15 protein-coding genes are annotated in these 11,949 nt (G+C 60.9%); 11 read left to right on the plus strand and 4 right to left on the minus strand.

Translation table 11 applies throughout. The features are described 5' to 3' along the window. Positions 1 to 26: 26 nt before the first annotated feature. From BBX50_RS22360 to BBX50_RS22375, 4 genes are read left to right on the plus strand one after another with little or no spacing between them, the layout of a single operon-like run. Positions 27 to 896: a 23S rRNA (adenine(2030)-N(6))-methyltransferase RlmJ gene (locus BBX50_RS22360; RefSeq protein ID WP_065777499.1), complete on the plus strand. Its 870-nt coding sequence runs from the start codon at positions 27 to 29 to the stop codon at positions 894 to 896. 51 nt (positions 897 to 947) lie between these two features. After that, positions 948 to 1,388: a hypothetical protein gene (locus tag BBX50_RS22365; protein WP_065777500.1), complete on the plus strand. Its 441-nt coding sequence runs from the start codon at positions 948 to 950 to the stop codon at positions 1,386 to 1,388. A 2-nt stretch (positions 1,389 to 1,390) separates the two neighbouring features. Continuing rightward, on the plus strand, positions 1,391 to 2,101 hold the full coding sequence (locus BBX50_RS22370; RefSeq protein WP_083213767.1) for a ribonuclease T(2): 711 nt from the start codon (positions 1,391 to 1,393) through the stop codon (positions 2,099 to 2,101). 28 nt (positions 2,102 to 2,129) lie between these two features. Next, positions 2,130 to 2,720 carry a glutathione S-transferase gene (locus BBX50_RS22375; RefSeq protein WP_065777502.1) on the plus strand — a complete coding sequence of 197 codons (591 nt, stop codon included), beginning with the start codon at positions 2,130 to 2,132 and terminating at the stop codon, positions 2,718 to 2,720. A gap of 48 nt (positions 2,721 to 2,768) precedes the next feature. Here the strand turns inward: BBX50_RS22375 and BBX50_RS22380 are convergent, their stop codons facing one another. Next, positions 2,769 to 3,407, minus strand: coding sequence for an outer membrane protein (locus BBX50_RS22380; protein ID WP_065777503.1), 639 nt, complete (start codon positions 3,405 to 3,407; stop codon positions 2,769 to 2,771). 367 nt (positions 3,408 to 3,774) lie between these two features. On the opposite strand from BBX50_RS22380, the gene BBX50_RS22385 reads away from it, so the two are divergent. The 5 genes from BBX50_RS22385 (at position 3,775) to BBX50_RS22405 (ending at position 8,008) form a co-directional block, all read left to right on the plus strand. Continuing rightward, positions 3,775 to 4,539 carry an SDR family oxidoreductase gene (locus tag BBX50_RS22385; RefSeq protein WP_065777504.1) on the plus strand — a complete coding sequence of 255 codons (765 nt, stop codon included), beginning with the start codon at positions 3,775 to 3,777 and terminating at the stop codon, positions 4,537 to 4,539. Next, positions 4,536 to 6,560, plus strand: coding sequence for an excinuclease ABC subunit UvrC (gene uvrC / locus BBX50_RS22390; protein WP_065777505.1), 2,025 nt, complete (start codon positions 4,536 to 4,538; stop codon positions 6,558 to 6,560). Before BBX50_RS22385 ends, uvrC begins: the two co-directional genes overlap by 4 nt. A gap of 128 nt (positions 6,561 to 6,688) precedes the next feature. Next, positions 6,689 to 7,276, plus strand: a complete 588-nt coding sequence (gene pgsA / locus BBX50_RS22395; RefSeq protein WP_065777506.1) for a CDP-diacylglycerol--glycerol-3-phosphate 3-phosphatidyltransferase — start codon at positions 6,689 to 6,691, stop codon at positions 7,274 to 7,276. Further along, a complete protein-coding gene (gene moaD, locus BBX50_RS22400; RefSeq protein WP_065777507.1) occupies positions 7,273 to 7,533 on the plus strand; it encodes a molybdopterin converting factor subunit 1 in 261 nt (86 codons plus the stop codon). The genes pgsA and moaD overlap by 4 nt, the downstream gene beginning before the upstream one ends. A 4-nt stretch (positions 7,534 to 7,537) precedes the next feature. Further along, the gene (locus tag BBX50_RS22405; protein ID WP_065777508.1) at positions 7,538 to 8,008 is read left to right on the plus strand and encodes a molybdenum cofactor biosynthesis protein MoaE; all 471 of its coding nucleotides are present in this window, start codon (positions 7,538 to 7,540) and stop codon (positions 8,006 to 8,008) included. A gap of 610 nt (positions 8,009 to 8,618) precedes the next feature. Here the strand turns inward: BBX50_RS22405 and BBX50_RS22410 are convergent. Beyond that, positions 8,619 to 9,515, minus strand: coding sequence for a branched-chain amino acid ABC transporter permease (locus BBX50_RS22410; RefSeq protein WP_065777509.1), 897 nt, complete (start codon positions 9,513 to 9,515; stop codon positions 8,619 to 8,621). 67 nt (positions 9,516 to 9,582) lie between these two features. On the opposite strand from BBX50_RS22410, the gene BBX50_RS22415 reads away from it, so the two are divergent. After that, positions 9,583 to 10,143 carry a CGNR zinc finger domain-containing protein gene (locus BBX50_RS22415; RefSeq protein WP_065777510.1) on the plus strand — a complete coding sequence of 187 codons (561 nt, stop codon included), beginning with the start codon at positions 9,583 to 9,585 and terminating at the stop codon, positions 10,141 to 10,143. Continuing rightward, positions 10,140 to 10,649, plus strand: a complete 510-nt coding sequence (locus BBX50_RS22420; protein ID WP_065777511.1) for a hypothetical protein — start codon at positions 10,140 to 10,142, stop codon at positions 10,647 to 10,649. Before BBX50_RS22415 ends, BBX50_RS22420 begins: the two co-directional genes overlap by 4 nt. A 76-nt stretch (positions 10,650 to 10,725) precedes the next feature. Here the strand turns inward: BBX50_RS22420 and ndk are convergent, their stop codons facing one another. Together ndk and BBX50_RS22430 are read right to left on the minus strand one after the other, a co-directional pair. Continuing rightward, positions 10,726 to 11,148: a nucleoside-diphosphate kinase gene (gene ndk, locus BBX50_RS22425; RefSeq protein ID WP_034803877.1), complete on the minus strand. Its 423-nt coding sequence runs from the start codon at positions 11,146 to 11,148 to the stop codon at positions 10,726 to 10,728. Between the two features lie 102 nt (positions 11,149 to 11,250). Further along, positions 11,251 to 11,940: a glutathione S-transferase family protein gene (locus BBX50_RS22430; protein ID WP_065777512.1), complete on the minus strand. Its 690-nt coding sequence runs from the start codon at positions 11,938 to 11,940 to the stop codon at positions 11,251 to 11,253. Positions 11,941 to 11,949: the final 9 nt, after the last annotated feature.

Genomic DNA, 11,949 nt, shown 5'->3' on the forward strand with positions numbered 1-11,949 from the left:
ATTGATCACGGCCATCGGCGGCGCTCATGAACTATCGGCACATCTACCATGCGGGCAATTTCGCCGACGTCCTGAAGCACGCGGTGCTGGCCCGGCTCGTCACCTATCTCCAACAGAAGGAGAAGGCGTTTCGCGTGCTCGATACTCATGCGGGTATCGGGCTTTATGATCTGTCGAGCGAGGAAGCGCAGAAGACCGGCGAATGGCGCGACGGTATCGGCCGGCTGCTCGACGGTGAACTGCCGCCCGAGATCGCGGCGATCCTCGCCCCTTATCTGTCGTCCATCCGCGCGCTCAATCCGGGCTCCGAACTGACACATTATCCCGGCTCGCCGAAACTCGCGCGCATGCTCTTCCGTCCGCAGGATCGACTGTCGGCCATGGAGTTGCACCCGGACGACTATGAAACCCTGCACCGGCTGTTCGACGGCGATTTCCAGAGCCGGATCACCGAGCTTGACGGCTGGCTGGCGCTCGGCGCCCATCTGCCGCCGAAGGAAAAACGCGGACTGATCCTCGTCGATCCGCCGTTCGAAAAGGAAGGCGAATACGAGCGCCTGGCCGATGGCCTCGCACGCGCGTATCGGCGCTTTGCCGGTGGGATCTACTGCCTGTGGTACCCGCTAAAACAGGGCGCGCCGATCAAGGCATTTCACGAGACACTGAAGGCGCTCGACATTCCCAAGATGCTCTGCGCCGAACTTTCGGTTCGCAGCGACCGGGAAACCACCGGCCTTTCGGGCTCCGGCCTCATTGTCGTCAATCCACCCTTCACCCTGAAGGGCGAACTCGACCTGCTGCTGCCTTTCCTGAAAACACGACTGACGCAGGATCGTTTCGCCTCCGCCCGCTGCTTCTGGCTGCGCGGCGAAGAGCAGACAACCCGAGGGGCTTGACGGACAGGCGCGACACACCGCAATCTCGTGTGACGATATAGGGAGACGCCCATGACTCGCACGCTCGCCGCCAAGCTTCTCATCTCGCTTTCCCTCGCCAGCGCCACGGCGCCGGGCGCCCAAGCCGCCGACTATATCGGCGGCGGCCAGGCGCAATCTTACGACGCAGGGGTTTGCAGCGAGGCCTCGGTTCTCGGCTTCATCACCTCCCGCTTCGAATACCGGGATGCGAACTACCTGCACGCCAATCTCTCGATCGCCGAGATCCGCAACATGGGACAGAACCGGCAGGAACTCCGCGACGAGACCCATCTGGTCGAGCGCGAATATTGCCGGGCCACCGCCGTCATGACGGACGGCTATCAGCGATCGCTCTTCTACGTCATCGAACGTCCCTGGGGGTTTGCCGGCGTCGGCCGCAGCATCGAGTTCTGCGTCGGCGGGCTTGATCCCTGGTATGTCTACGGCGCCCACTGCGCGTCGCTTCAATAACCATGGCATCACTCCGGACTTGGCGCCGGCTTCTGCCGGCGCTTTTCGTTGCGGCAGTCCTCACCGGTTGCAACGACGCGAACACTGAGAAGGCGCCGGTAGCGACCGAGAACGCGAAAGCGACCGCCGCAGTGCCGATTGGCAGCGGTTTCGATTTCTACGTGCTCTCGCTCTCCTGGTCGCCGACCTGGTGCGGCGACAACGATCCCGATGGAAAATCCAGCCAATGCGAGATCGGCGGCAACCGCGGCCTGATCGTGCATGGCCTCTGGCCGCAGAACGAAAAGGGCTATCCGGATTTCTGCCCCACCCGGCAGTCTGACCGCGTGCCGTCGTCGCTTGGCCGGCAATATCTCGATCTCATCCCGTCCATGGGCCTGATCGGCCACCAATGGCGCAAACATGGCACCTGTTCCGGTCTCAGCCAGGAAGATTACTTCGCGGTGACCCGCGCGGCCTGGAACCGGCTGAGGCTGCCGGCAGAACTCTCCCCTTCCCGGCAGCAAACCGATTTGGCCGTCGCCGGAATTGAAGATGCGTTCACCGTCAAGAATCCCGGCATGACGAAGGAGTCCGTCGCCGTCACCTGCGAGGGCAACCGGCTCGAAGAAATCCGGATCTGCTTCGACAAGTCACTGAATTTCCGCTCCTGCCCGGCGGTCGATCGCCAATCCTGCCGGAAGCACAGCGTTTCCTTGCCTCCGGCACCCTAAACGGAATCCCATGAGAGAAAGACCTTTGATGAAGATTTTGTATTCGCCCGCCTCGCCCTATTCGAACAAGGTCCGCATGGCGGCGCACCATGCCGGATATGCGGCCGAAAGCGTGTTGACCGATACCAACGCCAACCCTGCGGAACTGATCGACAACAATCCGCTTGGCAAGATTCCAACGCTCATTCTCAGCGATGGTCGGTCGATCTACGACAGCCGCACGATCATGCATTTCATCGACCGCGAAACCAAGGGCAAGCTCTACCCGAAGAATGCCGGCAAGCGCACCGATGTCGAGCTTCTCGAAGCGCTTTGCGATGGTGTCTGCGACAGCTTGCTTGCGATCGTCTACGAGAAGCGCTCGCACCCGCCGGAAAAGGTGCACCAGCCGTGGATCGACCGGCAGTGGGAGAAGGTCGAGCGCAGCCTCGACCATCTGAACGACAACCTGCCGAAGACCGGAGCCAAGCTCAATGCCGGTCACTTCGCGCTGGCGGCGATGTTGCGCTACATCGAATTGCGCTTTGCCGGCGAATGGCAGCGGGGTCGTGCCAAGCTCAAGAACTGGCCGGCAAAATTCGAGAAACACTTCCCCGACTATTCCAAATTCAAAGCGTAAAAAAGGCCGGGTCACCCCGGCCTTTTCTCTTGATCTGGCAGTAGCCGATCAGAACTTCACGCCCATACCGACGCGAACGCTATGCTCGTCGTAGCCGGAGGAGACGTTGGTGCCGCCGACGTTGAAGCTCTTCGAACCGTAGTCCGTGTAGCGGTATTCAACACGTGCGGTGATGTTGTCGGTCACAAAGGTTTCCGCACCGGCACCTGCCGTCCAGCCGACCATGGTGTTCTTGTCGGAAGCGCCACCGATGCTGCCCTTGGTCTGACCAACGGCGAGACCCGCGGTACCGTAGACGAGGACTGGGTTCAGATCGACACCGACGCGACCACGGACCGAGCCGTTGACGCCCTGCTTCATGCGCAGGTTGCCGCTGGTGGAGTCCTGACCGGAGTAACCGATATCGGCTTCACCGCCGTATACGATCTGGCCGCTCTGCATGTTGTAGCCGCCATAGAGACCGCCGCCGAAGCCGGCTGCCGTGTTGTTGCCGGTCGCATCGTGCTTGCCATGGTGCCAATCGGCCGTGCCACCGACATAGGCACCCGACCAGTTCTTCTGTGCCGGCTCGGTGTACTCGGCCTGCGGAGCGGCCGGAACTTCGTCGATCGCGTCTGCAGCCTGGGCGGCCTGGAAGGCGATGAGGGTCATAGCCGAAGCCATGAGGGTGGTGGTGAGCGTACGCATAAACATTCTCCTTTTCGTACCGATGCCCCTTGGGCTTGGGGTCCCGCAGTGAAACATCGGACAACTTTTAATTAACCCGCCCGGTTGAGCTGAAATTGGCCAGCAAATGCGGATTCACAAGAGCCAAAATGTGAAATTTTGGTGGCGCAATCATGCCCAAAGTTTGATGTTGCTTTGACGCCACAGGAGAATTGTTAACCATAATTCAAGATTAACGAAAGCTATACTATAAGCACGCAAAATAATACAATTTACGCGAATTCCATTAATTTTTCGGCAAGGAACTGTCAGGGAGTGTTTCAGCCCAGCGTTTCTTGCCTATATCTTCATCCGCCGGCTCAGAGATTCGAAAAAGCGGGATGAAACGTTGAAGAAAGCACTGAAGGCGGCCCTCGTCACCGGGGGCGCCAAGCGGATTGGCAAAGCTATAGTTGAGGACCTCGCGGCCCATGGTTTCGCGGTCGCCATTCATGCCGATGCCTCATTCGAGGAAGCAGAGGCGCTGGCCGAACTGCTCTCGCGAAAGGGAGCGAAAGCCGTCGCGATTCGTGCCGACCTGACCGACACGGGCATGGCGTCGACGCTGATCGAGCGCGCGACGCAGGCGCTCGGCCCGATTGATCTCCTCGTCAACAATGCGTCGCTTTTCAAAAAGGACAGCCTCGACGCCTTCGACGAGGCGGTGTGGGATCAGCACTTCGCATTGCATGTGAAGGCGCCGTCGCTTCTGGCCGGTGGCTTCTCCAGGCAACTTCCCGCCGGCGTTGATGGCCTCATCGTCAACGTTATCGACCAGCGCGTCTGGTCTCCCAATCCACGCTTTTATTCCTATATGTTATCGAAGTCGGCGCTTTGGACAGCGACGCGGACGATGGCGCAAGCGCTCGCTCCGCGCATCCGCGTCAACGGCATCGGCCCCGGGCCGACGCTGCCGAACGAGCGGCAGGATCCGAAGGATTTTCAGGCGCAGGTCGAGGCACTGATTCTCAAGCGCGGGCCGACGCTCGACGAATTCGGACGCACGATCCGCTTTCTGTTCGACACGCCGTCGATCACAGGGCAGATGATTGCGCTGGACGGCGGCCAGCACCTTGCCTGGGAAACGCCCGACATCAGGGAGATAGTGGAATGAATGGACGCGTGCCGACAGACGGCGGCATCCTCTATGACGGCAACGAGACGGAAGACGACGATGACCTGATCGAAGTGGCGGAGAGCGACAGCGCTGCGCCGGCCGTCGAATGGAATGAGAATCAGAGCGAAACGGACGGGCTGAAAGGCGCGGAGCTCATTCAGGCCTTCGTGAAGCTGTTGCCCAACGGCCCCGGCGTCTATCGCATGTTCAACGAGACCGGCGACGTGCTCTACGTCGGCAAGGCGCGCAGCCTGAAAAAGCGCGTCAGCAATTATGCCCAGGGACGCGGCCACTCCAACCGCATCGCGCGCATGGTGCGCGAGACGGCGAACATGGAGTTCGTGACGACGCGCACCGAGATCGAGGCGCTGCTGCTCGAAGCCAATCTGATCAAGCGCCTCCGGCCGCGCTTCAACGTGCTTTTGCGCGACGACAAGTCGTTCCCTTATATCCTGGTGACGGGCGACAGCCGGGCGCCGGCACTCTACAAACACCGCGGCGCACGGAGCCGCAAGGGCGACTATTTTGGCCCCTTCGCGTCGGCCGGCGCTGTCGGGCGCACGATCAACTCGCTCCAGCGCGCCTTTCTGCTCAGGACCTGTACCGACAGCGTCTTTGAGACCCGCACGCGTCCCTGTCTGCTTTACCAGATCAAGCGCTGTTCGGCGCCCTGCACCGGCGAAGTCAGCGATGCGGGCTACAAGGAACTGGTGCAGGAGGCCAAGGACTTCCTGTCAGGCAAGAGCCAGGCGGTAAAGGCGACGATCGCCGCCGCCATGGGCGAGGCGTCCGAGAACCTCGACTTCGAGCGGGCAGCGCTTTACCGCGATCGCCTGGCGGCGCTCAGTCACGTCCAGAGCCACCAGGGCATCAATCCCTCGGGCGTCGAGGAGGCCGATGTCTTTGCGATCCACCACGAGGGCGGCATCTCCTGCATCCAGGTCTTCTTCTTCCGCACCGGCCAGAACTGGGGCAACCGCGCCTACTTCCCGAAGGCCGACCCGTCGCTGCCGACGGCGGAGGTGCTGTCCCAGTTCCTGGCGCAGTTTTACGACGACAAGCCCTGTCCCCGGCAGATCCTCTTGTGCGAGCCAGTGGAGGAACAGGAACTTCTGGGCCAGGCGCTTAGCGAGAAATCCGGATACAAGGTCGCGATCCAGGTGCCTCAGCGCGGCGAGAAGAAGGATCTCGTCGACCACGCGCTTGCCAATGCGCGGGAAGCCCATGGCCGCAAGCTGGCGGAAACCGCCTCGCAATCGCGCCTGCTTGAGGGCTTCTCGGAAACCTTCAAGCTGGAGCGGGTGCCGCGCCGCATCGAGATCTACGACAACTCCCACATCATGGGCACCAATGCCGTCGGCGGCATGGTGGTGGCGGGGCCGGAAGGTTTCGTCAAAGGCCAGTACCGCAAGTTCAACATCAAATCGACCGACATCACGCCTGGCGACGACTTCGGCATGATGCGCGAAGTGATGACGCGGCGGTTCTCGCGGCTGCTGAAGGAAGAAGGCAAACCGGATCGGAGCGCCGAGGCTGTCGATGACGGCGCCTTCCCCGCCTGGCCGGACGTCATCCTCATCGACGGCGGCCAGGGGCAGATGACCGCTGTGCGGGCCATCCTCAAGGACCTCGATGTCGAAGATTGCGTCACCGCGATCGGCGTTGCCAAGGGTGTTGACCGCGACGCGGGACGCGAGCGCTTCTTTGCGCTTGGCCGTGACAGCTTCACGCTGCCGCCGCGCGATCCGGTGCTCTACTTCATCCAGCGGCTGCGCGACGAGGCGCACCGTTTTGCGATCGGTTCGCACCGTGCCCGCCGCAAGAAGGAGATGGTCAAGAACCCGCTCGACGAAATCGCCGGAATTGGACCAACCCGCAAGCGGGCGCTGCTGACGCATTTCGGCACCGCCAAGGCCGTCTCGCGCGCCGGCATCAACGACCTCATGGCCGTCAGCGGCATCTCCGAGACGGTGGCCCGGCTGGTCTACGAACATTTCCATGATGACGCGGCGAAATGACAACCGGGCGTCACAATTCACCGGGCGTTCACATGCAATAGCGCAAATATGACAGTTGCCGACGATGACCTGTTGACCTCAGGCCAGCAAAGTCATTCTGTACCTGACGAACCAGAGAACACGAATCCATGTCCACGCCCGTCGCCTACAGCATCCCGAACCTGCTCACCTATTTCCGAATCCTGATCGTGCCGCTGATTGTCCTTTGCTTCTTCATCGAAGGGCGGCTGCACAGTTCGGACTTCGCGCGCTGGACGGCGGTTACACTCTTCGTCATCGCCTCGATCACCGACTTCTTCGATGGCTACCTCGCCCGCATCTGGAAGCAGACCTCGAATATCGGCAAGATGCTCGACCCGATCGCCGACAAACTGCTGGTGGCGTCGATCCTGCTGCTGGTCGCAGCCGACGGCACCATCGCAGGCTGGTCGATCTGGGCCGCGATCATCATTCTGTGCCGTGAAATCCTGGTCTCCGGCCTGCGCGAGTATCTTGCAGCGCTGAAGGTCAGCGTTCCCGTGACCCGCATCGCCAAGTGGAAGACGACGATCCAGATGGTCGCCATCGCCTTCCTGCTGGCGGGACCTGCCGGCGACAAGATTTTGCCCTACACGACGGAAGCAGGTATCGTGCTCCTGTGGATTGCCGCCGCGATCACGCTCTATACGGGCTACGACTATTTCCGCGCCGGCCTCAAGCACGTGGTCAACGAATGAGCACCGTCAATCTCGTCTATTTCTCCTGGGTGCGCGAGCGTATCGGCAAGGGCGAAGAGACGCTCGATCTTCCCTCAAGCGTCGTTACGATCGCCGACCTGCTTCAGCATCTGAAGACGCTCGGCGACGAATACGAGACGGCGCTCGAACATGAAAATGTGATCCGCGCGGCGATCAACCAGGAACATGTCGATCACAGGGAGCCGATCGCCGGCGCCCGCGAAATCGCCCTCTTCCCGCCGATGACGGGCGGCTGAGGCCATGAGCGCGCCGGTCAGCGTGCGCGTCCAGCGCGGGGACTTCGACCTCAATACCGAGGTCGCGAAGCTCGCGACTGACCGCGCCGATGTCGGTGCGGTCGTCACCTTTTCCGGCCTCTGCCGAGATGAAGTGGGAACGCTTGCTGCGCTGGAACTCGAGCATTATCCGGGCATGGCCGAGGCGGAGATCGAGCGTATCTGCCGCGAGGCGGTCGAACGCTTCTCGCTCCAGGCCGTCACCACCATCCATCGCTATGGCAAGATCGTGCCCGGCGAAAACATCGTCCTCGTCGTCACCGCGTCGCGGCACCGCCAAGCCGCCTTTGACGGCGCCAATTTCATCATGGACTTCCTGAAGACTTCCGCCCCCTTCTGGAAAAAGGAGCATCTTGGTGATGGCACCACCGGCGGCTGGGTGAGCGCCAAGGATGCGGACGACACCGCGCGAGATCGTTGGTCTCGGGAAAACTAGCTGCTTTCCTGTTAATGTCCTGTGGACAACCCACTATTCACAGGTTTCATCTCTTCGAAAATTGTGCGCGCGCTGCCTTGCGCGACAACCAGATGTATGCCTATAAATAGATCAAGCCACTAGATATGGTGCTAGAGAATCTGGAATTTAGTTTCCCGGCGAGATTCGTCAATTCAAAAATGATGTTATCCAAAGCTTCCTTGCTTCGGAGGAGAATTGACTACAAATTTTCAAGGGATGATTATGCCTACTCGGGTGAACCAAGCGCCAACTTGATTCACCCTGTAGAACAGCCAAAGGGGACCCGCCCCTCTGAGTCCGTGTGCTTGAGTAAGCCTCGGTATGCTGTTCTTTTGTCGACGGAAAGTCAAGCCGGCGGGAGAAAGGAGAAAAGCATGCCGATTGGTACGACTGCGACCACTGGTCAAAAGTGCCCGGAAAGCGGTGTGTGGAAAGTTGTAGGCAACCCTACGACAACTGCACCGATCGCAAGAGGCAACGTGATGCCGCCTTACGGCGGAAAGGCTGTTACTTGGAAGCTCGTACAGCTGGCCTAACAGCTGATTAACCAAAGCTGGAGCGCGCCCACGCGCTCCAGCGATTTTAAAAGTTACGGGATGACCTTCTCCCTGCGCGTCACCGCAAGCACGAGCACCAGAAATCCGAAGATCGCGAAGTCGCGCCAGAGGATCGGACCATAGGCGCTCCACAACGTTTCCAGCAGACCTACTCCGGCCGCACCGAGGGCGGCATAAAGCGGCGACGCCTGGCCACCGATTGCGGCGATGAACAGCACCTTGACGCCGAAGGTGAGACCGGTTCCGAAATCCATGTTGCCGTAATAGGACGCCGCGAGAATGCCGCAGAAGGCGGCGATCAGCGACGCTACGCCATAGGCGACGATGTAGACGGTCGCGGCATCGACGCCACAAAGAGCCGCAGCACCCCGATCCTCCGAGACGGCACGCCAGAACCGCCCTGCCCGCGAATGCGTCAGGAACCAGTGCCCGGCTGCCACCAGCGCCACCATAAGCAGCGTGTTGCCAAGCTGGATCACGGTCAATGTCACCGGAAAACGCGGATCGTTCCAGAAGACGACGTTTGCGTTGAGAAACGGCGGCAGCCAGAGACTGCGGGTCTCAGAAGCAAGGCGCGCCGTTTCCATCAGCACCAGCAGGCAACCAAGTGACGCCACGACGACGGCGTTGGCGGAGGAAAAGGCGAGCGGGCGCATGACATAGCGCCCGGCAACGAGCCCGGCGCCCGCGCTGAAACTCATCGCCGCCACCGCACCAAGCCCGATGGCCGCAGGCAAAACCAGCCACAGCCGGTTCCAGCCGAAGTCGGCAAACAGCACGAATATCTGGCCCGAGAAAGCAAAGAGCGCCCCATAGGTGAGATCGGCCCGCCGCGTTACGGCGAATGCGATGGCATAGCCAAAGGCGAGCGCTGCATAGAGCGCTGCGATTGGGACGGCGTTGGCGATCTGCTGCAGAAAATAGAGCATGGCGCATCCGGAGCGTGACAAGATCAATATAACTGGTAAAATCAATTTTGCCAGTTAGGATTTTCGCATGAGCTTCACCTGGACTGCCCATCGATTTGCCGGCGGCGCATTGGCGCTGGATGTGGCCAATTCCATCATCCTGCGCTGCGATCCGGCACGCCGCATCGACCGCTTTGCCGATGTCGCGGCGATCGACAGCTTTGCCGAAGCCGCCAATCGATTCGGTGCCGAGAGCGCCCGCTTCGGTCGGCTGTCCCCCGTTGCGGCAGAAAATCGTTCGAGGCTGCTGAGCCTGCGCGAGGCGACCGACCGGCACTTTCGCGCCGCGGTGTCAGCGGAGGCCGGCGCCGAACTGTTGGCGGACCTGCTTGAAGCGATCGCCGCAGTTCTGCGCGGATCCGTACACCACGGCGGCCCGCTGCCGCTCGACGCAGCGACGGCACATTCCGCGCTCAGCCTTGCCGCAAACCCGGAACCGGACCGATTGAAAATCTGTCCGAACTGCGGCTGGCTGTTTCTCGATCGCAGCCGAAACCGCAGCCGCACCTGGTGCGACATGGCTGTCTGCGGCAATCGCAGTAAGGCCAAGCGCCACTACCACCGCAACCGGGAGGAGACGGGCCGATGACGAGGACAATCGGAATATTTGCGGCAGTCACCTTGGCGCTCTTGGCCGCCGGCTGCCAGCGCGAGACCGGCCCCGATCCGCTGAAGCTGACGGGCAAGATGTTCGTCTTCAACTATCGTCTCGCCTATGCGGTCTACACGATCACGCTTCAGAAGACGGAAGCTGTGCCCGAGGGCAGCGTCGTCATCGCCACCTTCGAGAACCCGGTGGGCGGCGCGCCGTTCACCCTGACGCGCAAGCTCTTTCCCAGGCTCGACAGAGTGGTGCTGGAAAGCCCTGATCTGACCTGCGTGAAAAAGGAAAAGCCCTATGCGGTGACCATCGAGGTGAAGGGACCAGCCGGCGAAACGCTGCAGAAACTGGAGACCACCGTCACCTCCGATATCGACCAGGATATCCTGCCGGCGAAGGCGCTCGTCGAAGGGCCAGCCTACGACAAGAATCCGGAGGTCTTCATAGGAGGAAAGGCCCCCAAATATTTCGAGACGGCCAAATGTCCGATATGAAAAAACCGGAGTGTTTCCACTCCGGTTCAAATCTTTGTAATTTCAAGCCATTGCGGCCCGAAACGAAGATTTTGAATCAGCCGACGATCTCGGTGCCCGAGAACCAGTAGGCGATTTCTTCGGCAGCGGTTTCCGGAGCGTCCGAACCGTGAACCGAGTTTTCGCCGATCGAGAGAGCATGAACCTTGCGGATCGTGCCTTCGTCAGCGTTTGCCGGGTTGGTGGCGCCCATGACTTCGCGGTTCTTGGCAATTGCGTTTTCGCCTTCGAGAACCTGAACGATGGTCGGGCCGGAGGACATGAACTCAACGAGTTCGCCGAAGAACGGACGTTCCTTGTGAACGGCGTAGAAGCCCTCGGCTTCGCGGCGGCTCATCCAGACGCGCTTGGAGGCGACGACGCGCAGGCCGGCATCTTCGAGCATCTTGGTGATGGCGCCGGTCAGGTTGCGCTTGGTCGCGTCCGGCTTGATCATCGAGAAGGTACGTTCAATAGCCATTGGCTCAAATCCCTTGTTTCTTGAGAAGTGGCGGTTCATTAGCCGCCAATCCCACGCAAAACAAGGGGGCCAGCCGATGATTCGGCTTGGGCCAGGCGGGTTTCACGCGGCCGTCACAGTTCGCCCCAACCCGTCGTGCAGGTCGAGGCAGCGCTCAAACCAGTGGCCAACGGGATCACCCGGCTGAAGCAGGCGCTGCGGCGAGACGATGCGCGCCCATTGGAACGCTCCGAACACGATATAGTCGGCGAAAAGCGGCTTCGCACCACCCAGGAATTGCTGAAACTTCAACATGTGGCGCAAGGGCTCGAGTTTTTCCGACAGGCCTTCAAGGGACGCCGCACCGCTTTCGGCCACCGCTTCGAGCGACTTGCCGAAGCGCTTCTCCCGGCTCTCACGGAAATAGGCCCGGTCGATCGGATCGAGACGATCGTGAATATCCCTGATGATGATGCGGGTGATGGCGGGATGCAACGTCGTCTGAGACCAACCCTCTACGAAACGGGCAACCGCCGTTGCCCCCTCGCCGGCAAACAGCGGCGGTCGCTCCGGATAGGTTTCCTCCAGATAGAGGGCGATGTCGAAACTGTCCGTCACCAGCCGCTCGCCGTCACGCAAAAGCGGCACGAGCTTGGTCGCACCGTTTTCGACGTCCGGAATCTCGGTAAAGCCGATCGGTACGACTTCGAAGCCGAGCCCCTTGTGCGCCAGCGACATCGCCGTCTTCCACACATGTGGCGAGAATGGCCGCGCCCTGTCTGTCCCACAGAGCGAATAAAGTTTCCTGGTCATGCGAATTCC

The organism is Ensifer sp. LC11, assembly GCF_001695835.1.
Taxonomy (GTDB): domain Bacteria; phylum Pseudomonadota; class Alphaproteobacteria; order Rhizobiales; family Rhizobiaceae; genus Ensifer.

Bases quoted from the DNA above. Each gene is read 5' to 3' on its own strand.
- BBX50_RS22360 (WP_065777499.1), top strand. From the start codon at position 27: ATGAACTATCGGCACATCTACCATGCGGGCAATTTCGCCGACGTCCTG.
- BBX50_RS22365 (WP_065777500.1), top strand. From the start codon at position 948: ATGACTCGCACGCTCGCCGCCAAGCTTCTCATCTCGCTTTCCCTCGCC.
- BBX50_RS22370 (WP_083213767.1), top strand. From the start codon at position 1,391: ATGGCATCACTCCGGACTTGGCGCCGGCTTCTGCCGGCGCTTTTCGTT.
- BBX50_RS22375 (WP_065777502.1), top strand. From the start codon at position 2,130: ATGAAGATTTTGTATTCGCCCGCCTCGCCCTATTCGAACAAGGTCCGC.
- BBX50_RS22380 (WP_065777503.1), bottom strand. From the start codon at position 3,407: ATGCGTACGCTCACCACCACCCTCATGGCTTCGGCTATGACCCTCATC.
- uvrC (WP_065777505.1), top strand. From the start codon at position 4,536: ATGAATGGACGCGTGCCGACAGACGGCGGCATCCTCTATGACGGCAAC.
- pgsA (WP_065777506.1), top strand. From the start codon at position 6,689: ATGTCCACGCCCGTCGCCTACAGCATCCCGAACCTGCTCACCTATTTC.
- moaD (WP_065777507.1), top strand. From the start codon at position 7,273: ATGAGCACCGTCAATCTCGTCTATTTCTCCTGGGTGCGCGAGCGTATC.
- BBX50_RS22405 (WP_065777508.1), top strand. From the start codon at position 7,538: ATGAGCGCGCCGGTCAGCGTGCGCGTCCAGCGCGGGGACTTCGACCTC.
- BBX50_RS22410 (WP_065777509.1), bottom strand. From the start codon at position 9,515: ATGCTCTATTTTCTGCAGCAGATCGCCAACGCCGTCCCAATCGCAGCG.
- BBX50_RS22415 (WP_065777510.1), top strand. From the start codon at position 9,583: ATGAGCTTCACCTGGACTGCCCATCGATTTGCCGGCGGCGCATTGGCG.
- BBX50_RS22420 (WP_065777511.1), top strand. From the start codon at position 10,140: ATGACGAGGACAATCGGAATATTTGCGGCAGTCACCTTGGCGCTCTTG.
- ndk (WP_034803877.1), bottom strand. From the start codon at position 11,148: ATGGCTATTGAACGTACCTTCTCGATGATCAAGCCGGACGCGACCAAG.
- BBX50_RS22430 (WP_065777512.1), bottom strand. From the start codon at position 11,940: ATGACCAGGAAACTTTATTCGCTCTGTGGGACAGACAGGGCGCGGCCA.